The following is a 23,114-nucleotide window of genomic DNA, read 5'->3' on the forward strand; positions in this document are numbered from 1 at the left end:
CGAAGCCAACATGGACCGCCTCGACGGTGCCGGTGCCGCTGCCGCCATCGAAGCACGCGCCGTCACCGCCAGTGACTCCGCCGCCATCGTGCGCGCCAAGGCCGCCTTGGACAAACTCGACGTCGCCGAAGGCCTCGCCGAACTCGAAGGCGCCTCCGCCCGCGTCGCCGTTGACGAAAAGCGCATGATCAACTGCCGCGCCGACCTCAACCAACTCGTGCCCTTCAAGTACGACTGGGCCTGGCAGAAGTACCTCGACGGCTGCGCCAACCACTGGATGCCGCAAGAGGTCAACATGACCGCCGACATCGCCCTGTGGAAAAACCCCGAAGGCCTGACCGACGACGAACGCCGCATCGTCATGCGCAACCTCGGCTTCTTCTCCACCGCCGACTCCCTGGTCGCCAATAACCTGGTCCTGGCCGTGTACCGCCTGATCACCAACCCGGAGTGCCGCCAGTACATCCTGCGCCAGGCCTTCGAAGAAGCGATCCACACCCACGCCTACCAGTACTGCATCGAATCGTTGGCCATGGATGAAGGCGAGATCTTCAACATGTACCACGAGATTCCATCGGTGGCTAAGAAGGCAGCCTGGGGCCTGAAATACACCCGCTCCATCTCCGATCCGAAGTTCGAAACCGGCACCGTCGAGACTGATAAAGAGCTGCTGCGCAACCTGGTCGCCTACTACTGCGTCCTGGAAGGCATCTTCTTCTATTGCGGCTTCACCCAGATCCTGTCCATGGGCCGCCGCAACAAAATGACCGGCGTGGCCGAGCAGTTCCAGTACATCCTGCGCGACGAGTCGATGCACCTGAACTTCGGTATCGACGTGATCAACCAGATCAAAATCGAAAACCCACACCTGTGGGATGCCGAGATGAAGGAAGAAGCGACCCAGATGATCCTGCAGGGGACTCAGCTGGAGATTGAATATGCGCGGGATACCATGCCGCGCGGGGTGCTCGGTATGAACGCCGCGATGATGGAAGACTATTTGAAGTTCATCGCTAACCGTCGCCTGTCGCAAATTGGGTTGAAGGAAGAGTATCCGGGGACGACTAACCCGTTCCCGTGGATGAGTGAGATCATGGATTTGAAGAAAGAGAAAAACTTCTTCGAAACCCGTGTGATCGAGTATCAGACCGGCGGTGCGCTGAGCTGGGATTGATTCCTTAGCACAGCAACACCAAGAAGCCCTGACTTGTTCGGGGCTTTTTTATGCTAGCTCACTAAAGACTCTCCGTACAAAGCAGAGAATTTACCAAAGTAGCTGACCGCTAAATCCTTCTAGATCGTAGGAAATTTCGTAGACGCAATAATGGCTACTCAGTATCGTCCGAGGGTTTTCCACCCTCGGCGGCTGTATGGATATTACGAAAGACAAAACGGACTGGAGCGACGCGGAGCTGGCAGCTGCGGTCGAGGCGTACCTGAAGATGTTGGCCTGGGAAAAGAGCGGCCAACCGTTCAACAAAGCCCTCGAAAACCGCCTCCTGCGCGAAGGCCCGGTGGCAGGCCGTGCAAAGGGCTCTATCGAGTTCCGTATGCAAAATATCTCCACCGTGCTTGTGCGTATGGGCTGGGACCGCATCGAGGGCTATAAGCCTGCGAAGAACGTAGGCTCAGGCGTCGAACAACGCATCCGCCAAGCGCTGGCCGCGCAGGGTGTATTCGAATCCGAAGACGCCGCCCAAACAGCAGACGAGCAAACGCTTATCCGCCGCGCGTCCAAACTGCAGCAGCAACCTTTCACTACGCTACCGGACGGCATTGCCCAGCCGCAGAAGGTCTCGACCGTCAGCACCGCTTTTGTTCGCGACCCAAAGGTCCGCGCCTGGGTACTGAAAGAGGCCGAGGGCATCTGCGAAGGCTGCGGCGCTAACGCGCCGTTTGAGGTCGACGGTTTGCCATTTCTTGAAGTACATCACGTCAAGCACCTGGCCCAGAAGGGTTCGGATCGCATCACCAATGCTGTAGCCTTGTGCCCCAATTGCCATCAGCGTTGTCACCGGTCGAGTGACCGGGCGGCTTTCACCGAGGGGCTTTACGCCAAGGTCGGAAGATTGGCACGGGAGTAGACTCCTGCTGTCACACCTGATGCACGCTCAAAAATACTAGATAGGACCGAGGCCAACCCGTGAACCCAGACATGCTCGAAGCCGGCCCCGCTGACGCCAAAGTACTCTCCGTCTTTGACTTCGACGGCACCCTGACCCACCACGACAGTTTCGTGCCCTTCCTCAAGTTTGCCTTTGGCACCGGCGAGTTTTATGGCCGGATGGTCAAGCTGGCGGTGCCTGGGCTGCGCTTTTTGGTGCGGCAGATCAGCCGGGATGAGTTGAAGGCGCAGTTGATCCGCACCTTTATGACCGGGGTGGAGAAGAAGTGGGTGCAGCAGAAGGCCGAGGAGTATTGCCAGCGCAATTGGGCACGGTTGATGCGCCCGGCTGGGGTGTTGTCGGTGGAGCAGGAGTTGGGCTCGGGGGCGGTGGTGACGCTGTGTTCGGCGTCGCCGGCGTTGGTGCTGCAGCCGTTTGCCGATCGGCTTGGGATCAAGTTGATTGGCACTGAGCTTGAGGTGGTCGACGGGGTGTTGACCGGCAAGCTCACCGGGAATAACTGCCGGTGTGAGAATAAGGTGCTGCGGCTTGAGGCGGTGTACGGGGACCTGGGGGAGTATCGGCTCAGGGCCTGGGGCGATACGCGAGGGGATCGGGAGTTGCTGGCGGCGGCGCAGGATGCACATTTTCGGCATTTTCATGCGAAGAAGAAAAAGCGGGCCAAGTTGCAGCGGTGATGCGGGTGGGTGGGATCCACCGGGAACACCGAGTCGATCCCATCGCCGCCTCGCTGGGGCTCGACAGCTCCCACAGTTGAGCGGTTTAGGCTTGAGTGTCGCGACTAGCATGGGGTGCTTGGGGTTGAGCTGGACTTGTTCCCTCGCAGCGGACGGCGGGTTGCAGGTTCTTGCTGATATTTACGCGGGTTCCCGCTATTAATAGCGAAACCTCTCACGGACCCGAGCCCCATGAAATTCGACACGGCCTACAGCCTGAGTCTCGATGACAAGCTGTCGATCTATGACGTACGAGACCTGAATTTCGACGAAACCAACACCTTCGATTCCGACAAGGACAGTTTCCTCTGCCCCAACGATGCCTGTCGCGCCGCCTTCGAAGCAGGCAATGTGCTGAGCACGTTCAACGCCAGGAACGTCAACTACCAACGCACCCCGCACTTCAAAAACACGCCGAGCACCCGGCATATCGACGGCTGCCGCTATGCCAGTCTCCACAAGGGTGCAGCAGGCGAAAACGACGATGAGCGTGAGGATAATTTCCCATCGGAGTTTGTGCTGACACGTCGTACGTACGAGCGTAAAACCGCGGAGGTCGGCACCGAGGGGCTGGTCCCACAAGATTCAGCGAAAACACCTTCACCCCGCAGCGACGAATCTGTCAGCGCCAGCGACACCACCCCGGAAAAAACCAGCGTGTTTGCCCACCCGGTGGAGTGTTTTGTGTCGAACATCGACGACAAGGAAAAGCTGAAAAGCATGCCGCTGAAAATCGGCGAGCACACCGCGACTTACGCGGCGTTTTTCAAGAAGATCGAATACCTGCAAGACAACAAGGGCCTGATCTACTGGGGCAAGGTCAAAGCGATCAAGGACTACACCAGCAGCTTTCGCATCGACTTCGAAAAGAAGGTGTGGCTCGACAAAAAGCCCTACTCGGTCAACGTCTACCTGAGCAAAAAGCTCATCGAGAACTACCGCAAGCGCAAGGCGTTCCTGGAGCAGATCAGGGCGGCGGCGGACAGTGAGCGGGCGTTGTATTGTTTCTTCTACGGGGTGACACCGGAGCTGAAACAAGTGCCCAGCAAGAAAAACCCCGATCAGACCTTCGGGGTGTTCAGCGCGAATATCGAGAACCTCGATCACCTGATCATTCGTGAGGCGCCGGGGTTGGAATAGTGGGTCGATAAGCATCCAGTTGATGAGCGGTCAAAACAACTGTACAAAAACACAGTATAGTTTGCCCTCCCCCGTCGAATCCTGGAGAAACCCCATGTCCTCTCTGGCAATGAGCTCTTTCGTAGAACAGCAGATCGTCCTGCACCAATTCACCGCCAAACACAGCGTACAGGCCCGCGCGATGCTGGGCTGGAGCCGCGACGAGCTGGCCCGCCAGGCGGGTGTGACGGTGGATGCCATCCAACAGTTTGAAAGCCAGGGCGATGTGGGTGATGAAACCCGCCTGGCATTGGCGTTTCGGTTGGAGGCGCAAGGGCTGGTGTTTTTCCCGGGGTTTGCGCCGGGGTGGGGCATGAGTGTGCGGCGGTTTGAGACCGCCCCAGCCGAACCCGCTGCACAAAACATTATTTCGCGGCTGATGGGCTCAACAGCGGCATCAATTGATTCACCAACGCCCCAGCCGAATGGTGCGTAGAGTCCAAGCGGATCACCGGACAGGTCAGTGCCGCCAACCAGGTTTCATGCCGACGCAGGCTGCGTAGGCTGTGGTTGCCGCTGTCGTAACGAGCGGCCCAGGCCAGGAAGGCGACGCTGTTCTCGTGGCGACTGCCACCTTCCAGGATTTCATCACCGTAGCGTTGCACCTCCCTCATGCGCAGACGGTGCAGGCGTACTTGCGGGTCGAGGCGCAGGAACACCACGTGGGTGAACTGCGCGATCATCGGGTCGCCCCAGCCGCACAGTGAACCGGACAGCACCCAGCCTTCCAGGCCGACAGTCTGCTCCTGCAGCAGGCGGATGCGTTCATCCTTGGGCCGGGCAATGGTGAAGGGGGCGTCGGTTTGCTGCCAGTAGAAATAGTCGGTGTCGAAGTAAGCGACGTTCAGACTCTCCGCCAAGGCCCTGCCCAGGGTGGTAGTGCCCGCCCCCGCAGCACCGAGGATATGAATTCTATAGGCCATGGCTTCCCTCCCTGGCATTGCGATAACCCAGCGCCAGCGCGGCCAACGATTCCTTCGACCATCGCGCACCGTAGAACCACAACGTCGCGCCACCATCGAGAGCCTCGCCAAACCTCGGGTAACCACTCCAGCACGCACTATGGAATGCAGCACTTTGACTGTCCGACACCAGGGCATCCAGCCGGTATTCATTCACGATTTCATCGATTTCATTATGGGTGTGCAGTTTGAACGTGAGGGTGCCGTCGATACGTTGCGCCGGCACGGGTATCAGTTGCGCCCCGGCCCGGCGCAGTACGTCCAGCGCACGCATGAAGGGCGCACGGTGTCGAATCGGTTCATGCCCATCGCCACGTCCATATCGGTCGGCATACCCCACGCGCCTGCCGGCCAACGCTTGCATGGCGGCAAAGCGGCTATTGTTCTGCACCAGGGGCACCTCCACCATCACTGGGCCCTCTGGGTCGATACCGCTCAGGGCAATCAGCGTCAACGAGGGGTCAGGCATGGGTCTGATGGGAATTGCCGGTACGTTATACCCGGGGATCAGGACGCCACCCTTGGGGTGGGTTTGAGGGGGGGGATCGACATCAAACTCGATACTGCGGGGGGGCACTTGATCGGGGGAAGGACGGCGGCATGGAGATGCCGAGTCGGTCATGCCCAAGAGCGCAGACAACGGCTGGCCAACCTGGCAAACCGCATCTGCTCGCAAAAACCATCTGCGTATGCTGTCCATCGGTACGCCTCCCCTGAAAACACTTTCCAGGGATCATCGCATCCTTCGCCGGCGCCTGTCGCAGACCCGAAACAGCTTGAAAACTCCTTTTTCGGCGCCTCTGCGCCCTCAGCCCACAAGGTGCTCTTGTGCACCTTGGGTTTCCACTTCCAGCCACCATGCATACCCACGCTCCGGCTGGTTCAAGCTGAACGCCTGGCCCATCGGCGGTGTGGTAATCGACACATTGCGCTCCCACGCCAGCGCCATGATGCGGTCGAAAGGTTCGTGCCAGGCATGGAACGCCAGGTCGAAAGTGCCGTTGTGGATCGGCAGCAGCCAACGGCCCCTGAGGTCGATATGCGCTTGCAGGGTTTGCTCCGGCTGCATGTGTACATGGGGCCAGTCGACGTTGTAAGCACCGGTTTCCATCAACGTCAGATCGAACGGGCCGTACTGTTCGCCGATGCGTTTAAAGCCATCGAAGTAGCCGGTGTCACCGCTGAAAAAGATACGGCGCGTGCCGTCGATCATCACCCAGGAACACCAAAGGGTCTGATTGGCATCAAACAGGCCGCGCCCGGAAAAGTGCTGCGCCGGCGTGGCGACAAAGCGAATGCCATCCACCTCGGTGCCTTGCCACCAATCCAGCTGCCGCACCTTGCTGGCGTCGACACCCCACTTGACCAGGATGTCGCCCACGCCCAGCGGCGCGAGAAAGTAACGGGTCTTGTCGGCCAGTTGGACGACAGCCTTATGGTCAAGATGATCGTAGTGGTTGTGGGAAAGAATCACCGCCTCCAGGGGCGGCAGCTCTTCAAGACGGATAGGCGGCTGGTGGAAACGCTTGGGGCCAGCCCAACTGAATGGCGAGGCACGCTCGGCGAACACCGGGTCGGTCAGCCAGAACTTGCCGCGCATTTTCAGCAATACGGTGGAATGCCCCAGGCGGAACACGCTGTGATCAGGCGCCGCCAACAATTGCTCGCGGGTCAGCGGTTGCACCGGGATCTGCCCCACCGGGCGCGTGCTGCGTGGTTTGTTAAACAGCATGTTCCAGAAGATACGCAAGGTCTTGCCAAAGCCACCGTGCTGCACGGGGGCCTCGTTGCTGAAGCGCCCCAGGTCCAGATCGGCAGGCTTGGGCGCCGCAGGTGAAGACTTGAGGCGGGTTGAGATGGTGGCCATTACAGAGTGACTCCTACGGTCCGCGCATAAGTTACACTGAACAGTGTAGTTTCAAGATTGCAACAAAATCCGCAGCAAGTAAACTACCCAGTGTAATTTACCCTCAAGAGCCGAACGCCACCCATGACTGCCCCTCAACGCCTCACCGACCGCAAACGCCAAGCCATCGTGGCAGCGGCCATCGCTGAGTTTCGCGATAACGGCTTCGAGGTCACCAGCATGGACAAGGTCGCCGCCACCGCTGGGGTTTCCAAGCGCACGGTGTATAACCATTTCCCCAGCAAGGAAGAACTGTTCGCCGAAATCCTTCACCAGCTCTGGGCCAGCAGCGTCGCCCAACTCGACGTCAGCTACACCAGCGAGCGCCCCCTGCGCGAACAACTGCGTGGTTTGCTGGAAGCCAAGATGAAGATGATGTCGGACACCAATTTCCTCGATCTGGCCCGGGTAGCCATCGCCGCCACCATCCACTCGCCGGAACGTGCGCAAGACATGGTCACCCGCCTGAGCCAGCGCGAAGAAGGTTTTACCCAGTGGGTACGCGCCGCCCAGGAAGACGGCCGCCTCTCTTGCACCGATCCGGCGTTTGCCGCCCACCAGATTCAAAGCCTGCTCAAGGCTTTCGCGTTCTGGCCGCAGATCACGTTGGGCCAGCCGACCCTGGATGCCGCTCACCAGGCGCGTGTCATTGAGTCGGCCATCGACCTGTTCCTGGCCGGCTACGAAGTCAGCGCCCCCTGCCCCGAGTAAAAACCGTTGCAGGAGCGACATTCCTGGTCGTTTTTGACGCATTCGCCCTCTGTTTTGCGCAAATGGCCTGGAAGGCCACTGATTATTCCCATGGGAATAACTGACAATATTCACAGGCCTTATGCGATCAACGGTCGATCCGGTGTCCGCGCGCCGCGGTAAATGTGAAAAACAGCTGAACCAGGAATTTATGGAAAACAGACGAGGCAAAGGGCTCTCATTTGCCCGGCGTATCTACCAGCCAAGGATCATCGGCCTGGGTGTCGGCAGCATCAGCGTTACCGGCGCCCTGTACCCGCTTGCCATGCCGGGCTGGGTCTGGGCGTTACTGCTGTTCAATGGGTTTGCCTGGGCGCACCTGGCGTATCAGCTATCCACCCGTTCACCGTTTCCTTACCAGGCTGAACAGCGCAACTTCCTGTATGACTCGGTACTCGGCGGGTTCTGGGCGGCGGCCACACAGTTCACGCCGCTGACAGCGGTGACCATCCTGTCGATGATGACCATGAACAACGTCGCCGCCGGCGGCCGGCGCCTGTTCCTGCGTGGCCTGCTCGCCCAGGTGCTGGGGATCGGCGTGGCATGGGCGCTGTTCGGTATCCAGTTCAACCCCGACGTCAGCCTGCTTCAGGTCTACTCCTGCCTGCCGATGCTGACCCTCTACCCCATGGCCATCGGCATGGTCTGTTATCAACTGGCGATCAAGCTCTCGGAACATAAACGCGCCCTCAGTGCCCTGAGCCGCACCGACAGCCTCACCGGCCTGCTCAACCACGGCTCGTGGAAAGACCTGCTGCACCTCAAGTTCCACAAGTGCCAGCAGCAGCAAAGCCACGCCACCATCGCATTGATCGATATTGACCACTTCAAGCAGATCAACGATACCCATGGCCATATCGTCGGCGACACGGTGCTGCGGCAACTGAGCCTGGAACTGCGGCGCAACCTGCGGGAAAACGACCTGGCCGGACGTTATGGTGGCGATGAGTTCTGTGTGATTCTTCCGCAAATGCCTCTGGAGCAAGCAGCGCAGATCATGGAGCAGATGCGCGAAACATTCGGCAACTACCGCACCCCGCACATACCGGAATTGCGCGTCAGCCTGAGCATCGGCCTGGCGGACTTCCAGCCGCGCTTCACCGACGCAGCCATGTGGCTGAACGCGGCGGACCGAGCACTTTATGCCGCCAAGGACACCGGGCGTAATCGAGTCAGTGTCAACGACGACCGGATAGCCTGCTCCGCCTGACGTTGTCCTACGACACCTGGTCTTGATCTTCCGTGCAACGCCGCGGGAGATGGCGTAATGCCTCCATTGGTCGCCTACCCAAAAATGGTCCTGCCCATGGGGCGAACTTCTTGTCAGGCTGATGACTCTTAACCCGTTGTTCCACCCCCCGCTGTCAGCACAAGGGAGCTGACAATGAGCAGGTCAACCGTAGGGCAAATGCCTTACGGAGGCAGGCGCCTATACATGGATACTCCCAGACGCGTGCTTGCCCGAGCCCCCGAACATGTTATTCAACGCCCATAAGAAAACCATCGATACCCTGCAACACACCGTGGCTCACCAGGCCAGCCTGCTGGACGCCATCGAACGCTCCATGGCGGTGATCGAATTCGATCCGCAAGGCCTCGTGCTGCGGGCCAATGACAACTTCCTCAGTACCCTGGGCTACCGCGCCGAGCAGATCGAAGGCCAATCCCACCGGATGTTCTGCACGCCCGCCTTCGCCCGTAGCGCCGAGTACCAGCAACTTTGGGCCAACCTGCAAAAGGGTCAGTTCCAATCAGGTACCTTTGAACGGGTGGGCGGCAATGGTCAGTCGGTGTGGCTGGAAGCCAGCTACACCCCGGTACGTGATAACGCGGGCCGTGTGATCAAAGTGGTGAAGTACGCCCTGGACGTTACCCCGCGCCTGCAGGCCGAAAGCGAGGCCAACGCCAAGTTGGAAGCCATCGGCCGGGCCATGGCCGTCATCGAGTTCAACCTCGACGGCACGATCATCACCGCCAACGCCAACTTCCTGCAACGCATGGGCTACAGCCTGGCGCAGATCCAGGGCCAGCATCATCGTCTGTTCTGCACCCCGCAGACCGCCGCGAGCTCAGCCTACAGCGAGTTCTGGCGACGCCTGAACCAGGGTGAATTGTTCAGCGGCCAGTTCGAGCGCGTGGATAAAAACGGCCGGCCCGTTTGGCTCGAAGCCAGCTACAACCCGGTGTACGACGCCAGCGGACGCCTGTGCAAAGTGGTGAAATTCGCCTCGGATATCACCGCGCGCGTGCAACAACACGCCGCTGACGCACAGAGTGCCGCCCAGGCCTATCACTTGTCCCTGCACACCCAGAACATGGCGGAAAAGGGTGCCGACGTGATCCAGAAAACAGCCAGCGGCATGCGTGAAATCTCCTCGGACATCGACAACTCCTCGCAACTGATCGCCAAGCTGGGCGAGCGTTCGCAGCAGATCACCACCATCGTCAACACCATTCGCGGCATTGCCGAACAAACCAACCTGTTGGCACTCAATGCCGCTATCGAAGCGGCGCGCGCGGGTGAACAAGGCCGTGGTTTTGCCGTGGTGGCCGATGAAGTGCGGCAGTTGGCGGCGCGCACCAGCGGGTCCACCACAGAAATATCCAGCATGATCGCGGTGATCCAGGCTGAAACCCGCCAAGCCATCGACAGCATGGACGCAACCCGCGACCGTGCTGCCCTGGGCGTGGAGTTGGCAAACCAGGCCGGTACGGTGATCCTGCAGATTCGCGAAGGTACCAGCGAGGCGGTGCACGCGGTGAGTGCGTTTGCCAATGAGCGGGGTGTCCACTAAGTAGGCCACGGGTTATTCATGTGTAAGACAGGTCGCCAGGACTATAGTGATTCACTGTCTTAACGTTGATGACCCGAGCCCACCATGACCCCCGACAAGCCCGAAACCGCCCCCGTCGATCACCTGCGTTTTCACCGCCGCCACGCCCACCTGGCGCCGACCTTCGGCAACGATACCTTTGCCCTCAAGGCCGAGGCCTTTGCGCGCTTCTTTGGTACACCGACCTTCCTCGGTGCGCAAACCGCGATCGTGATCTTGTGGGTGGTGCTGAACGTAACCGGCATCACCCACTTCGACGTGTACCCGTTCATCCTCCTCAACCTGGCCTTCAGCCTGCAATCCGCCTATGCCGCGCCGCTGATCCTGCTGGCCCAGACGCGCCAGGCCGCCCGCGACAAAGCCCAGTCCGACGCCGACGCGCAACACCGTGAAGCCCTGGCCATCGCCAATACCGAACGCCAGGCCCAGGCCGCGCAAACCACCAGACAGTTGCTCGAATTGCTGGAGCAAAACACCCGGCTGACGGAAATGACCAAGCAACTGACCGAACACATCGAAACCCTGACGTGCGAAATGCATGAGCACTATGTGCGAAAACCTCAATAACAACGCGAATGCCATGTGGGAGGGGGCTGACTCCCGATCGCGGTGAGTCAGGGTTTCATCTGCACATGCCGGCCCAACTCATCAAACAGCGTCACCACCGAGCGCAATGCGCGGCAATCGGGGCGCGTCAGCAGCCATAACGCGGTGTCGTGCCCAGCCAACGCGGGGCCCAGGGGTTGCAGGCCGTCATCCAGCAGAAAGTCCGGCAGCGCCGCCACGCCCAACCCTGCCCGCACCAGTTCGGTCACCGACAACATGCTGTTGCAGCGATAGCTGGGGCGTACACCGGGCAGGTGTTCGCGGCGCCAGGTCACCGTGGGGTGGTCGGGCAGGAAGTCGTCCGGCGCGATCCAGGCCAGGTCCGCCAGTGAGCGTGCGGCGTGTTGGTGCGCATACGTGGGGCTGGCACACACCTGATACGCCACGGCCCCCAGGCAACGGCCGACCAGATGCGCCGGCGGAGTCCTGGTCAGGCGCAGGGCGATGTCGGCATCGCGGCGGCTGAGGTTGGCGAAATCATTTGACGTGCTCAGCTCCAGGGTCAGCGCCGGGTAGTCCGGCATGAACTGCGCCAGCGCCGGCAGCAACAACCCTTGCAGCACCGAGTCGGTACAGGTCAGGCGCACCGTGCCGCTGATCACCTCGCCGCCCTGCTCCACGCCGATGCGCGCCGCCTCCAGCGCTTGTTCGGCACGTTCGGCCTGCTGCGCCAGGCTATTGGCGAGGCTGGTGGGCAGGTAGCCGGCGCGGCTTTTTTCAAACAGCGTCTGGCCCAATGCGGCCTCCAGCCGTCGCACCGCGCGGAACACCGTGGACACATCCACCCGCAATAACGCCGCCGCGCGCGCCAGGGTGCCGCCACGCACCAGGGCGAGGATCAGCGACAGGTCGGGGTAATCGATTTGATAGTGCGTGGCTGCATTGAGCATGTGGGTAAACGCCAATATTGATTGCGTGCGCGCCAATCTATAGTGCACGTCAGGACACCACAAGCCATGGGACGCACACGATGAAAGCCACCACCCTGCACCTCGCCCTGATCGGCGATTACAACCCCGATGTCATCGCGCACCAGGCCATTCCCGTCGCGCTGCAACGGGCCGCCGAAACCCTCGGTTTGCAGGTTCATCTGCAATGGCTCGACACCGACACCCTCACGCCCACCACAGCACTGCACGGCTTCGACGGATTCTGGTGCGTGCCCGCCAGCCCCTACCGCGACACCGACGGCGCCTTGCGGGCGATCCGTTTTGCCCGCGAACAGCGGCGACCTTTCCTCGGCACATGCGGTGGTTTTCAACATGCAGTGCTGGAATACGCCCGCAACGTGCTGGGCTGGGCCGATGCCGAACATGGCGAGCTGGCGCCGGGCGCTGAACGCGCAGTGATCACCCCCCTGAGCTGCGCACTGGTTGAAGCCACCGACAGCCTGCGCTTGACACCCTACACGCGCATCGCCGAGGCCTACGGCCGTCTTGAAATCGAGGAAGGTTACCGCTGCCGCTACGGCATCAACCCCGAATTCGCCGATGCCCTGCTCGAGCGCGAGATGATTCCCAGCGGGCATGACGCAGCCGGCGATCTACGCGCGGTGGAGTTGCTCGACCATCCATTTTTCGTCGCCACCCTGTTCCAGCCTGAACGCGCCGCCCTCAAGGGCATCACGCCGCCTTTGGCGATTGCCTGGCTCAAGGCGTGCCAGGAGCAGTGCGCATGATCGCCAAGACTCCCGCCCCACCCTACTACGCAGTGATCTTCAGCTCATTGCGCACCGACGGCGATCAAGGCTACGGCCAGGCCGCCGCCCGCATGCTGGAGTTGGCTCGCGATCAACCGGGGTTTCTCGGGGTGGAATCGGCGCGGGAGGATGGCCTGGGGATTACCGTGTCGTATTGGAGCAGCGAGGCCGCGATCCTGGCCTGGAAGCAGCAGGCTGAGCATCGGGCAGTGCGTGAACAAGGACGCTCCATCTGGTACTCGGCGTTTCAGACACGGGTGTGCAAGGTGGAACGGGCCTACACATTCCAAGGCCAGTAACCTTCATATCAGCTGAGTCTCTGTGGCGAGCAGGCCTGCTGTGGTGAGCAGGCCTGTTGTGGTGAGCAGGCCTGTTGTGGTGAGCGGGTTTGTTGTGGTGAGTGGGCCGGTTGTGGTGAGCGGGCTTGCCCCGCGCTGGGCTGCGAAGCAGCCCCAATTCAGTTGACGCGGTTCTCCTGACTAACCGCAGCGTCTGGTTCAGGGGCCGCTTCGCGCCCCAGCGCGGGGCAAGCCCGCTCACCACAACAAGCCGGCCTGCCACAGAACGCTCGCTTACCGCCTATGCCGTCTAGCTCACCAGACTGCGCAGCGCACTGATCTGTGGAATTTCCACCCGTTTCATATACACGCGCAACGGCTCGCTGATGTTGATGCGGTCGTCGATATTCTGGTCGAGCAGCAACTGGATACGCTCGCGGGACAGGGTCATGGTCTGCTCGGGGGCCGGCAGCCAGACAAATTCAGCGGTGGGGATAATGCCGTCGTCGGCCACGTCCATGCCGAAGGAATCTTCGCTGAAACGCACGATGTACTGGCCGGTCTTGCGGTTGAGGCCAACAAAACCGCGGAGTTGGTCGGCGGCCTGGCAGATAAGCTCGGAGGTGATGCGCATGGTAAACCTCACTGAAAAGTCCCACAGGGACTGGAAAGATGGTTTACACGCGTGGCAGAAAATACCGTCCTCTGGCGGGGCGGCTGCGAGCAAGAGTACTGCAATGCCGCGCAAAAAAACCGAGAAAATTGGCACGTGCGCACGTTAATGTCGGTTTGGTGATAGCGCCTTTCGCAATCAATTGTTAAAAAGGAGGCCTTCTCAAAGCTACCTCCACGAAAGGACTTCGCATATGCCTGTCACGTTTTCCAAGAGCGCCCTGCTGCTCGCACTGGCGCTTGGCCTCGGCCAGGCACAGGCTGCCGAACCGATCAGCCCGGCTGAACTGGCGACAAACGAAGGCATTCCCTACCCCGCCGTGATCGCTCACCGTGGCGCGTCCTACGACGCGCCGGAATCCACCGCCGCCGCCTACAAAGTCGCGCGCGACCTGGGTGCCGACTACCTGGAACTGGACCTGCAGCGCAGCAAGGACGGCGTGCTGTTCGCCCTGCACGACAACAACCTGCAGCGCACCACCGACGTGGCCACCAAGTTCCCTGAGCGCAAGGACGCCCCGGCCAATGAGTTCACCTGGAAAGAACTGCAAACCCTCGACGCCGGCAGCTGGTTCAACGCCGCCTACCCGGATCGTGCGCGTCCAGGCTTCGTTGGCCTGAAGATCCTGAGCCTGGACGACATCATCAAGATCGCCGAAGGCAACCCGCAGCACAAACCCGGCCTGTACATCGAAACCAAGGAGCCCAAGCAATTCCCGGGCATCGAAGCCGACCTGAAAAACAAGCTGCTGGATAAAGGCTGGTTGAGCTCCGCCGGCTCCAAGCTGGGCAAGAGCAACACCGGCGTCGGCCAGGGCAAGGGCCGTGTGGTGCTGCAGACGTTTGAAAAAGACAGCTTGAAAGAGCTGCAGAAAGAAATGCCGAACACGCCGAAGATCCTGCTGTTGTGGGTTGGCCCAGGCAGCATCGAGCCGAAATCCACGCAGACCTTCGCCGAGTCCGGCGAACCGACCAAGGCCGCCTACTACGCCAAGCAAGAGCCAAAAGACGCCGCCGAGTTCGAAAAGTGGGTCGACGAAGCCAAGAGCCTCGGCGCCATCGGTACCGGCCCATCGGCTGAGCTGACCGACCACGGCGACCAGAGCTACACCGACCTGGTGAAGCCTGAAATGAACAAGCTGACCCACGACAAGGGCCTGCTGGTGCACGTCTACACCGTGGATGAGCCGGTCGACTTCGACAAAGTGATGAAGGCCGGCGTCGACGGCATCTTCACCAACCGCGCCGCCGAACTGTTGAAGTTCTACAAGCGCTGGCCGTCGTCCAGCGTGCAAGACCTGCTGAACGACTATAAGTACTGAGTGAGTCGGGCATTGGTGTCAGTGCGCCATTAAGGATGAGTTAAGTTGCGCCGGTTAATCTGGCGCCACTTAAACAGCTCACCAGAGAAGGACACACCCCATGAAAACCCTGACTGCCCTGTTCGCCGCCACCGCCCTGACCCTGACCGCCGGCCTGGCCCAGGCCGATGTTCGCCCGGACCACATTGAAGGCCTGCTCAAGTCCGGCGCCGTGATGCCGTTTGAGAAACTCAATGCCGCCGCCGTGGCCACACACGCCGGTAGCAGCATCACCGACACCGAGCTTGACCACAAAAACGGGGTACTGGTCTACGAAGTCGACCTGACCGACACCGCTGGCAAGCGCTTTGAAGTGAAGCTCGACGCCAAGACCGGCGCGGTGCTGGAAAACAAGCAAGACACTTGAGTTGAACCTAGAAAAAACGCGCCACCTCCGGGTGGCGCGTTTTTTTATGCGCACCGTTAAAACGTCATATAACTGTCATACCTCCTTGCAATGATTCGCCCACGCGAACCTGTGAAACGTCCTACAGGCGCTTTCTCTGCGAGTCTCCATGAACCACAGCCTCGACCACAGCCACCAGGACTCCGACCTGTTTGGCTTGCTTTACGGTTTTCGTTTTCGTCCCGGTGAAAAGGGCGAACAGATTGATTCGGCTGCTGCCCTCGCGGCCTTGCAGCAACCCGCCGACCCGGAAGAGTTCCTGTGGCTGCACCTCAACCTGGCCCACGCCGCCTGCGAACGCTGGATGCTGGCCAACCTGGATTTACCCGAAGAATTCTTCGAGGCCCTGCACGAAGGCTCGCGCTCCACTCGCATCGAACACGTCGACTCAGCCTTGCTGGCGGTGGTCAACGACGTGGTGTTCAACTTCAGCAGCATGGTTTCGTCGGATATTTCCACGCTGTGGGTCTGCGCCCGCAGCCGGCTGTTGATCAGCGCACGCCTGCAACCTTTGCACTCGGTGGACAAGTTGCGCTCGTCGGTCAAGGCCGGCGAACGCTTTCGCTCACCGCTGGAACTGCTGGTGCACCTGCTGCGCGACCAGGGGGAAGTGCTGACCCAGATCGTGCGCAAGACCAGCATCAGCGTCGACCACATCGAGGACCAGTTGCTGTCCTCGCGCCTGTCCACCAACCGCGCGGAACTGGGGGCGGCGCGCCGGGTGCTGGTGCGCCTGCAACGCCTGCTCGCGTTGGAGCCGGGTTCGCTGCTGCGCCTGCTCAACCGCCCGCCGCAATGGCTGCAAAAGGAAGACGTGAAGGAGTTGCGCAAATCCACCGAGGAGTTTGCGCTGATCATCAACGACCTGACGGCGCTGGGCGAACGGATCAAGCTGCTGCAGGAAGAGATCGCCGCCAACCTCAACGAGCAGAGCAGCCGCACGCTGTTCACCCTTACCGTGGTGACGGTGCTGGCGTTGCCGATCAACATCATCGCCGGTTTTTTCGGCATGAACGTGGGCGGTGTGCCCCTTTCACAGGACCCCGAGGGGTTCTGGATCCTGGTGGCATTGGTCGCGACCTTCACGCTGATCGCCGGACGCTGGGCGTTTCGCAAGTTTTCAAATTGAAATGCAATCAACTGTCGAATCGTCGCACCGCCCCTCCCACATGAGTACTACGGTGTTTTGTAGACCAGTGGCAGATCCAATTACCTAAACAATGACCTGCGGCAGCATCGCTGTAACATTCTGCAATGAATATGAACGGCATCCTCCCCACACGGATGCCCGGCATGGCCACCCCTTCCCTGACTGCCTCAACGCACTCATCCTCCGTCGATTCAAAACCGCGCCTGGACAAGAAACCCGGCCTGGTGACGGTGATCGTTTTCTTCGCCGTGCTTGCCATGGGCCTGTTGTTTACCGCCTACAGCCTCATGCACGACATGCACGAAATGGGCGCCCAGCTCACCACGTGGACGCCGTTCCTGCTGCTGGGTGTGGCGCTGTTGATTGCCCTGGGTTTCGAGTTCGTCAACGGTTTCCACGATACAGCCAACGCGGTGGCGACGGTGATCTACACCAACTCGCTGCCGCCGCAGTTTGCGGTGGTGTGGTCGGGCTTCTTCAATTTCCTCGGTGTGCTGCTGTCCAGCGGCGCGGTGGCGTTCGGCATCATTGCCTTGCTGCCGGTGGAGCTGATTCTGCAGGTGGGTTCATCGGCCGGCTTCGCGATGATCTTCGCGTTGCTGATCGCCGCGATCCTATGGAACCTCGGCACCTGGTGGCTGGGTTTGCCGGCCTCGTCGTCCCACACCCTGATCGGTTCGATCATCGGCGTCGGCGTGGCCAATGCCTTGATGCACGGGCGTGACGGCACCAGCGGTGTGGATTGGAGCCAGGCGATCAAGATCGGTTATGCGCTGCTGCTCTCGCCGCTGATCGGCTTCGCCTTCGCCGCCTTGCTGTTGCTGGCCCTGCGCGCCTTTGTGAAAAACCGTGCGTTGTACAAGGCCCCCAAGGGCGACACCCCGCCGCCCTGGTGGATTCGCGGCATGCTGATCGCCACCTGCACCGGCGTGTCCTTTGCCCACGGCTCCAACGATGGGCAAAAAGGCATGGGCCTGATCATGCTGATCCTGGTGGGTACCCTGCCCATGGCCTATGCGCTGAACCGCGCCATGCCGGCCGAACAATCGTTGCAGTTCGCCGCAGTCGCCGAAGTGACCCAGGTGGCGCTGATGAAAACAGCGCCGCTGGCGTTGGCGGGTGACCCTCGGCCGGTGCTGTCGACCTACATGCGTACCAAGGAAGCCACGCCCGAGTTGATTCCGGCCCTCGCCGCCCTCGCCGGCCAGATCGGTGACCAGGTCAAAGGCTACGGTTCCCTGGCCAAAGTCCCCGCCGAAGCCGTGGGCAACGTGCGTAACGATATGTACCTGAGCAGCGAAACCATTCGCCTGATGGACAAAGGCAAGGTCGGCAATTTCGACGCTGACACCCAAGGCAAGCTGCAACTGTTCAAGCAACAGATCGACGATGCCACGCGCTTTATTCCGCTGTGGGTGAAGATTGTCGTGGCCATCGCCCTGGGGCTTGGCACTATGGTCGGTTGGAAGCGCATCGTGGTCACCGTGGGCGAGAAGATCGGCAAGACCCACCTGACTTACGCCCAGGGCGCCTCGGCCGAGACCGTGGCGATGCTGACCATTGGCGCAGCGGATATGTTCGGGCTGCCGGTGTCGACCACCCATGTGTTGTCGTCGGGGGTGGCGGGGACCATGGTGGCCAATGGGGGTGGGTTGCAGATGCGGACCATCCGCAATTTGCTGATGGCGTGGGTGCTCACCTTGCCGGCGGCGATTCTGCTGTCCGGCAGCCTCTACTGGCTGTTCACCAAACTCTTCTGACCAACCTCAGATTGAAAATGTGGGAGGGAGCAAGCCCCCTCCCACATTTGGATGTGTGCCGTGTCAGTTGTTGAAGAGCCCCGCCATGGCCTTGAGCCGTTTTTTGTACACCCGCCGCGCCTCCAGTGCCTGCTCCAACGTCACCGCCACAAACCCCGCCCGCTGGTTAGGCTGCATCTGCCCGATCAAGTCCAGGTCGGCACTGATCACCGTGCCAATCATCGCGTAGCCACCGCCGGATACCGCATCGCGGTGCAGCACAATCGGCTCCAGCCCCGCCGGTACCTGTATCGAGCCAATCGGGTAGCAACTGTCGACGATATTCGACGGATCCGACCCCGCGCCGAACGGCTGCTCACGCGGTTGAAAGCTCAGCGCACTGCCGCCCTTGAAGCGATAGCCGATGCGGTCCGCCTCGGAGCCGACCGTCCACGGTTCGGCAAAAAAGCTGCTCTTGGCGCCCGCGGTCAATCGCTCGTAATACAGTCCTGGCACCACGCGCAAGGTGACATCGCCGCCCACCGAGCGGCGCAATGCCATCGGCAAACTGTTGCCTGCCCGCCCGAGACCGCTGGCTTCGCCGATGGGCAGCTCATCGCCTGCCTGCAAGCGTCGCCCGTGGAAACCACCAAGGGCGCCGAGGGTGTAGGTGGAACGGCTGCCAAGCACCAACGGCACGTCAATGCCACCGGCGACGGCGAGGTAAGTGCGGGCACCGGCCTTGGGAAATTCGAAACGCAGCACCTGCCCGGCACGCACCTCAAAGGCGGTGTCCTGATGCACCACTTCACCGTCCAGGCGCGGCGACATCAACGCACCGCTGAGCGCGACCAGGGTATCGCGTTGAAACTCCAATTCCGGCCCGATCAAAGTGCATTCCAGGCCGGCCGCGCCCACCGGGTTGCCCACCAGATGGTTGGCTGCACTCAAGGCGTATTGGTCCAAAGCACCCGATGGCGGAATGCCCAGGTGGTAATAGCCTTCGCGGCCCAGGTCCTGCACAGAGGTGGCGAGGCCGGGTTTGAGGACCTTGATCATGCCAGCGCCTCCTGCAGGGTTTTCGGATAGCCGATGGGGTCGGCGAGAAACGCATCGAGGGAAAATTCCACCGGGCGAATGCGCAGGTCGAAACGTCCTGCCTCCACCTCGGCAACGGCCAGGTCGTAGGCGTCCCGGTCGATGGGTTTGAATTGCACGATGTCACCCGGCCGGAAAAACACCATATGCGCCTTGAGGTAACCCAGCTGCTGCGCCGGGTCGTAGATCGGTGCCGGGGTCACGCCGAACATCTGGTAGCCGCCGGCGCCGCGCACCGAGTAGATGCAGCCGAAGCAACCGCCATGGCCGAGGGTCAGCTTCGGCGTGTCGGTGCGCGGGCGCAGGTACTTGGGCACCTGCAACTGCCGCTCGCGCTCGACCATCTGGAACATGAACGGCAAGCCCGCGACAAAACCCACCATCGAGACAAACCACGGCGCACCGCTGTGGGCGGCGATAAACGCTTCGACATCGGCCAGGCCATTGATGCGTGCGGCGTATTCCAGGTCGGTGGCGCTGGGGTCTTGATGACGGTCGCGAAACCGCATCAGGGTTTCATGGGTCCAGGGGTCGTTATAGAGCACCGGGATTTCGATAATGCGTGTGTGCAAGGTGCGTTCGGCCACGGCCTGGGCTTCGGCGCTTTGCACGGCGTCGAGCAGCACATGGGGGGCGATGCGGTCGGGGTCGAAGCGAATCTGGAACGAGGCATTGGCCAGGCACACATCCAGCACGCCCTCCAGCGCCAGGCGCTCCACGGCACGGGTCACGGCCATGCCCTTGAAAAAAGCTTCAAGGGACATGCTCTCGCTGACTTCGGCGAACAGGTGTTCATCACCGCCGAAGCTGTAGCGGATGGGGGACGTTTCAGCCATGTCTGTTCCTCTTGGAATCGTTATAGAAAGGCAGGCAAAAAAGTAAATGTGCGATCTTATTAGGGGGTTTTGACTGTGATACCGGCCTGGTCCAACGCTTCACGGGTGGCCTCCACCAACTCCAGCGCGCCGGGGGTGTCGCTGTGCAGGCAGATGGAGTCGAATTCAATAAACAGGTCTTCGCCTTCTACGGTACGCACCAGCCCCATCTGACACGCCCGTAGGACACGGGCCGCGACCGTGGCCGGATCCAGCGCACGTACGTTGCGGGTAAACACAATGGAGCCGGTGAGATCGTACTCACGGTCGGCATAGAATTCGCGCACCACCGGTTGCCCGAGCTCCTTGGCCACGCGCCAGATCACCGAGTTGGGCATGCAGTACAGCAACAGCGTCGGCTCGATGATTTGCAGGTTCTGTACCAGCAGGCGCGCGGCTTCTTCGTCGCGGGCCAGGTGCATGTAGAGCGCGCCATGAGGCTTGATGTGTTGCAGGGTCATGCCCTGGGCGCGGGCGATTTCGCGCAGGGCACCCAGTTGATAGAGCATGTCGTCCACCAGTTCCTGGGCCGGTGCATGGATATGCCGACGACCGAAGCCCACAAGGTCGCGAAAGCCCGGATGCGCACCGATGGCCACCCCCAATTGCTTGGCACGCGCGACGGTGCGGCGCATGGTGCCGGGGTCGCCGGCATGGAAGCCGGTGGCGATATTGGCCGAGCTGATATAGGCCATCAGCTCCGCGTCGACGCCGTCGCCGATGGTCCAGGGACCGAAGCCTTCGCCCATGTCTGAATTGAAATCCACTGCCTGCATCGGGGACGCTCCGCCAAAAGGTGATGCTCGAAAGTAGGCTGCGGCTTGACCCCTTGGGAAGATCTATTATCAGATAGCCTATCTTCTGAAAATCAGATAAAGCCATGTCCCTGACCTTGCGCCAAATCCGCTACTTCGTGGCCACCGCCGAAATCGGCCAGATTTCCCAGGCGGCGATTCACCTGAACATCTCCCAGTCTGCGGTGACCACGGCGATCAAGGAGCTGGAAGCCCTGCTCGGCGTGCAACTGTTTGTGCGCTCGGCCCAGGGCATGAACCTGACCGATGCCGGGCGGCATTTTCTCAACCGCGCCTACGTGATTGTGCGCAGTGTCGACGATGCGCTGAACAGCCCGTTGCCCGACTACCGCGCCAGCGGCGTGCTGCGCCTGGCGGCCAGCTACACGGTGCTGGGTTACTTCCTGCCCCACCACCTGCAGCGCATGGAGCACTGGCACCCGGATGTGACCCTGGAGGTGTTCGAGCAGGAGCGCCAGGCCATCGAACAGGGCCTGCTCGATGGCCAGTTCGACATGGCCGTGGTCCTCACCGCGAACCTCACTCACCCGGCGATCGTCTCGGAAATCCTGTTCAACTCGGAACGTCGTTTATGGCTGCCCAGCCATCACCCATTGTGCGAACGCGGTGCGGTGAGCCTGGCGGATGTGGCGCAGGAGCCGTACATCCTGCTCACCGTCGATGAAGCCGAACACAGCGCCATGCGCTATTGGGAACAGGCCGGGCAAACGCCCAAGGTGCGGCTGCGCACCAGCTCGGTGGAGGCGGTGCGCAGCATGGTTGCCAATGGCAGCGGCGTGGCGATCCTGTCGGACCTGGTGCACCGGCCCTGGTCGCTGGAAGGCAAGCGCATCGAGACCCTGACCGTCACCGACCCCGTCACGCCCATGAGCGTCGGCCTGGCCTGGCACCGCGAACGCGCCTTTACCCCGGCAATGCAGGCATTTCGCGATTACTTCCACGACGCCTTCCTGGCGCCGCAACAGCTGTCGGCGCGGCGTTAAAGCTGCGAATGCAGAATGGTCGCCAGCCAATCCATGAACACCCGCACCCGCAGGGGTAGATGCCGCTGACCGGCGTAGAGCAGGGACACATCCAGCGGTGGTGCGGGATAGTCCGGCAGGACCGCCACCAGCTCCCCGCTGGCCAATTCGTCACCCATGCCCAGGGCCGGCACCTGAATAATCCCGAAACCGCCCAGGCAGGCCGACTTGTAGCCATCGGTGCTGTTGACCGTGACCCGACCGGCCATGGGGACGCGCAGCACCTTGTTGCCCTGCACGTATTCAAACCCCGCCGAACGTGAACCCAACGGCCGCACGTAATGCACCAGGTGATGGTCGGCCAGGTCGGCCAGTGTCCGGGGCACGCCGTAGCGTTGCAGGTAGGTGGCACTCGCGCAGTTGATCATCGGCATGCTGCACAGCAGCCGCGCCACCACGCTCTGGTCCGGCTGCGCGCCCACGCGCAGCACGCAATCGAAGCCTTCGGCGAGCAGGTCGACCTGGCGGTCGGTGGTGCTGATCTCCAGTTCGATCAGCGGATGCGCGTCCATGAATTGCGGCAGACGCGGCAGGATCAAGTCCCGCGCCATCATGTTGGGCATGTCCACCCGAATCCGCCCGGCCAGTTGCGCTTCGTCCTGGCGAAACAGCCCCTCCAACTCCTCCATGTGCGCGAGCAAATCCTTGCTGCGCTCATACAGCACGCGGCCATCCTGGGTGGCCTGCACCTTGCGCGTGGTGCGCTGTAACAGGCGGGCGCCGAGCAGTTCTTCCAGCGCCTGCACATGTTCCGACACCGTGGAGCGCGGCAGGCCCAGGCTCTCGCCGGCGCCGGTGAAACTCGACAGCTCGGTGACGCGCACGAAGGTGCGCAACAGCTCCAGTTTATTCATGGGGATTGTTCGCCTTATTCGGCCAGTGATTCCGGCATAGCGCTGTTTATCACGTTACGACCGGAC

The 23,114-nt window shown here is 61.2% G+C and carries 24 protein-coding genes and 2 pseudogenes; 17 read left to right on the top strand and 9 right to left on the bottom strand.

The window, feature by feature from the left end; genetic code table 11:
* Nucleotides 1-10: 10 nt before the first annotated feature.
* The 5 genes from BFP99_RS18080 (at nt 11) to BFP99_RS18100 (ending at nt 4,457) form a co-directional block, all read left to right on the top strand.
* A complete protein-coding gene (locus BFP99_RS18080) occupies nt 11-1,174 on the top strand; it encodes a ribonucleotide-diphosphate reductase subunit beta (protein ID WP_176719699.1) in 1,164 nt (387 codons plus the stop codon).
* A 196-nt stretch (nt 1,175-1,370) separates the two neighbouring features.
* Complete coding sequence (locus tag BFP99_RS18085; RefSeq protein WP_065947844.1) at nt 1,371-2,084, top strand: HNH endonuclease; 714 nt, start codon at nt 1,371-1,373, stop codon at nt 2,082-2,084.
* Between the two features lie 71 nt (nt 2,085-2,155).
* Nucleotides 2,156-2,803: an HAD-IB family hydrolase gene (locus tag BFP99_RS18090; RefSeq protein WP_065947845.1), complete on the top strand. Its 648-nt coding sequence runs from the start codon at nt 2,156-2,158 to the stop codon at nt 2,801-2,803.
* Nucleotides 2,804-3,034: 231 nt separating this feature from the next.
* A complete protein-coding gene (locus BFP99_RS18095) occupies nt 3,035-3,982 on the top strand; it encodes a hypothetical protein (protein ID WP_065947846.1) in 948 nt (315 codons plus the stop codon).
* A gap of 94 nt (nt 3,983-4,076) precedes the next feature.
* Entirely contained in the window at nt 4,077-4,457 is a 381-nt protein-coding gene (locus BFP99_RS18100; protein WP_074847504.1) for a helix-turn-helix domain-containing protein, read from the top strand.
* Here BFP99_RS18100 and BFP99_RS18105 read toward each other — a convergent pair.
* The 3 genes from BFP99_RS18105 to BFP99_RS18115 form a co-directional block, all read right to left on the bottom strand.
* Complete coding sequence (locus BFP99_RS18105; protein WP_065925248.1) at nt 4,387-4,944, bottom strand: AAA family ATPase; 558 nt, start codon at nt 4,942-4,944, stop codon at nt 4,387-4,389. The two genes, BFP99_RS18100 and BFP99_RS18105, sit on opposite strands and share 71 nt — an antisense overlap.
* Complete coding sequence (locus tag BFP99_RS18110) at nt 4,934-5,452, bottom strand: hypothetical protein (RefSeq protein ID WP_065925249.1); 519 nt, start codon at nt 5,450-5,452, stop codon at nt 4,934-4,936. The genes BFP99_RS18105 and BFP99_RS18110 overlap by 11 nt, the downstream gene beginning before the upstream one ends.
* A 339-nt stretch (nt 5,453-5,791) precedes the next feature.
* Nucleotides 5,792-6,850, bottom strand: a complete 1,059-nt coding sequence (locus tag BFP99_RS18115) for an MBL fold metallo-hydrolase (protein WP_027605642.1) — start codon at nt 6,848-6,850, stop codon at nt 5,792-5,794.
* A gap of 123 nt (nt 6,851-6,973) precedes the next feature.
* Here BFP99_RS18115 and BFP99_RS18120 point away from each other — a divergent pair, with 123 nt between their 5' ends.
* The 5 genes and pseudogenes from BFP99_RS18120 (at nt 6,974) to BFP99_RS18135 (ending at nt 11,040) form a co-directional block, all read left to right on the top strand.
* The gene (locus tag BFP99_RS18120) at nt 6,974-7,600 is read left to right on the top strand and encodes a TetR/AcrR family transcriptional regulator (protein ID WP_065925250.1); all 627 of its coding nucleotides are present in this window, start codon (nt 6,974-6,976) and stop codon (nt 7,598-7,600) included.
* 190 nt (nt 7,601-7,790) lie between these two features.
* Nucleotides 7,791-8,849: a diguanylate cyclase gene (locus tag BFP99_RS18125; RefSeq protein WP_065925251.1), complete on the top strand. Its 1,059-nt coding sequence runs from the start codon at nt 7,791-7,793 to the stop codon at nt 8,847-8,849.
* Nucleotides 8,850-9,114: 265 nt separating this feature from the next.
* Nucleotides 9,115-9,885, top strand: a pseudogene (locus BFP99_RS34125) (PAS domain-containing protein); the annotation flags it as partial.
* Between the two features lie 111 nt (nt 9,886-9,996).
* Nucleotides 9,997-10,434 (top strand): annotated as a pseudogene (locus BFP99_RS34130) (methyl-accepting chemotaxis protein); the annotation flags it as partial.
* Between the two features lie 84 nt (nt 10,435-10,518).
* The gene (locus tag BFP99_RS18135) at nt 10,519-11,040 is read left to right on the top strand and encodes a DUF1003 domain-containing protein (RefSeq protein ID WP_065925253.1); all 522 of its coding nucleotides are present in this window, start codon (nt 10,519-10,521) and stop codon (nt 11,038-11,040) included.
* A 47-nt stretch (nt 11,041-11,087) separates the two neighbouring features.
* On the opposite strand, the gene BFP99_RS18140 is transcribed toward BFP99_RS18135, so the two are convergent.
* A complete protein-coding gene (locus tag BFP99_RS18140) occupies nt 11,088-11,969 on the bottom strand; it encodes a LysR family transcriptional regulator (protein ID WP_065947848.1) in 882 nt (293 codons plus the stop codon).
* An 80-nt stretch (nt 11,970-12,049) separates the two neighbouring features.
* Here BFP99_RS18140 and BFP99_RS18145 point away from each other — a divergent pair, with 80 nt between their 5' ends.
* On the top strand, nt 12,050-12,757 hold the full coding sequence (locus tag BFP99_RS18145) for a CTP synthase C-terminal region-related (seleno)protein (protein WP_065925255.1): 708 nt from the start codon (nt 12,050-12,052) through the stop codon (nt 12,755-12,757).
* Nucleotides 12,754-13,077: an antibiotic biosynthesis monooxygenase family protein gene (locus BFP99_RS18150; protein ID WP_065947849.1), complete on the top strand. Its 324-nt coding sequence runs from the start codon at nt 12,754-12,756 to the stop codon at nt 13,075-13,077. Before BFP99_RS18145 ends, BFP99_RS18150 begins: the two co-directional genes overlap by 4 nt.
* A gap of 289 nt (nt 13,078-13,366) precedes the next feature.
* On the opposite strand, the gene BFP99_RS18155 is transcribed toward BFP99_RS18150, so the two are convergent.
* Nucleotides 13,367-13,690: a DUF2025 family protein gene (locus BFP99_RS18155; RefSeq protein WP_065925256.1), complete on the bottom strand. Its 324-nt coding sequence runs from the start codon at nt 13,688-13,690 to the stop codon at nt 13,367-13,369.
* A 232-nt stretch (nt 13,691-13,922) separates the two neighbouring features.
* Here BFP99_RS18155 and BFP99_RS18160 point away from each other — a divergent pair, with 232 nt between their 5' ends.
* The 4 genes from BFP99_RS18160 (at nt 13,923) to BFP99_RS18175 (ending at nt 18,405) form a co-directional block, all read left to right on the top strand.
* Entirely contained in the window at nt 13,923-15,050 is a 1,128-nt protein-coding gene (locus tag BFP99_RS18160; protein WP_065925257.1) for a glycerophosphodiester phosphodiesterase family protein, read from the top strand.
* Nucleotides 15,051-15,150: 100 nt separating this feature from the next.
* On the top strand, nt 15,151-15,456 hold the full coding sequence (locus BFP99_RS18165) for a PepSY domain-containing protein (RefSeq protein WP_065925258.1): 306 nt from the start codon (nt 15,151-15,153) through the stop codon (nt 15,454-15,456).
* 148 nt (nt 15,457-15,604) lie between these two features.
* On the top strand, nt 15,605-16,624 hold the full coding sequence (locus tag BFP99_RS18170; RefSeq protein ID WP_065925259.1) for a transporter: 1,020 nt from the start codon (nt 15,605-15,607) through the stop codon (nt 16,622-16,624).
* Between the two features lie 164 nt (nt 16,625-16,788).
* Nucleotides 16,789-18,405 (top strand): inorganic phosphate transporter, encoded by a 1,617-nt coding sequence (locus BFP99_RS18175; RefSeq protein WP_065925286.1) that lies wholly within the window; start codon nt 16,789-16,791, stop codon nt 18,403-18,405.
* 63 nt (nt 18,406-18,468) lie between these two features.
* Here BFP99_RS18175 and BFP99_RS18180 read toward each other — a convergent pair whose 3' ends face one another.
* Genes BFP99_RS18180 through BFP99_RS18190 form a run of 3 tightly spaced genes read right to left on the bottom strand, consistent with a single transcriptional unit; the run spans nt 18,469 to nt 21,133 of the window.
* A complete protein-coding gene (locus BFP99_RS18180; protein WP_065947850.1) occupies nt 18,469-19,443 on the bottom strand; it encodes a 5-oxoprolinase subunit C family protein in 975 nt (324 codons plus the stop codon).
* Nucleotides 19,440-20,318, bottom strand: a complete 879-nt coding sequence (locus BFP99_RS18185) for a 5-oxoprolinase subunit B family protein (RefSeq protein WP_065947851.1) — start codon at nt 20,316-20,318, stop codon at nt 19,440-19,442. Before BFP99_RS18185 ends, BFP99_RS18180 begins: the two co-directional genes overlap by 4 nt.
* A 59-nt stretch (nt 20,319-20,377) precedes the next feature.
* Nucleotides 20,378-21,133: a 5-oxoprolinase subunit PxpA gene (locus BFP99_RS18190; RefSeq protein WP_065947852.1), complete on the bottom strand. Its 756-nt coding sequence runs from the start codon at nt 21,131-21,133 to the stop codon at nt 20,378-20,380.
* Between the two features lie 104 nt (nt 21,134-21,237).
* On the opposite strand from BFP99_RS18190, the gene BFP99_RS18195 reads away from it, so the two are divergent.
* The gene (locus tag BFP99_RS18195) at nt 21,238-22,155 is read left to right on the top strand and encodes a LysR family transcriptional regulator (protein ID WP_027605626.1); all 918 of its coding nucleotides are present in this window, start codon (nt 21,238-21,240) and stop codon (nt 22,153-22,155) included.
* Here BFP99_RS18195 and BFP99_RS18200 read toward each other — a convergent pair.
* Entirely contained in the window at nt 22,152-23,048 is an 897-nt protein-coding gene (locus BFP99_RS18200) for a LysR family transcriptional regulator (protein WP_065939118.1), read from the bottom strand. The two genes, BFP99_RS18195 and BFP99_RS18200, sit on opposite strands and share 4 nt — an antisense overlap.
* Between the last annotated feature and the right edge of the window lie 66 nt (nt 23,049-23,114).

This window comes from Pseudomonas sp. 1 R 17 (assembly GCF_900067035.1).
Lineage (GTDB): Bacteria > Pseudomonadota > Gammaproteobacteria > Pseudomonadales > Pseudomonadaceae > Aquipseudomonas > Aquipseudomonas marginalis.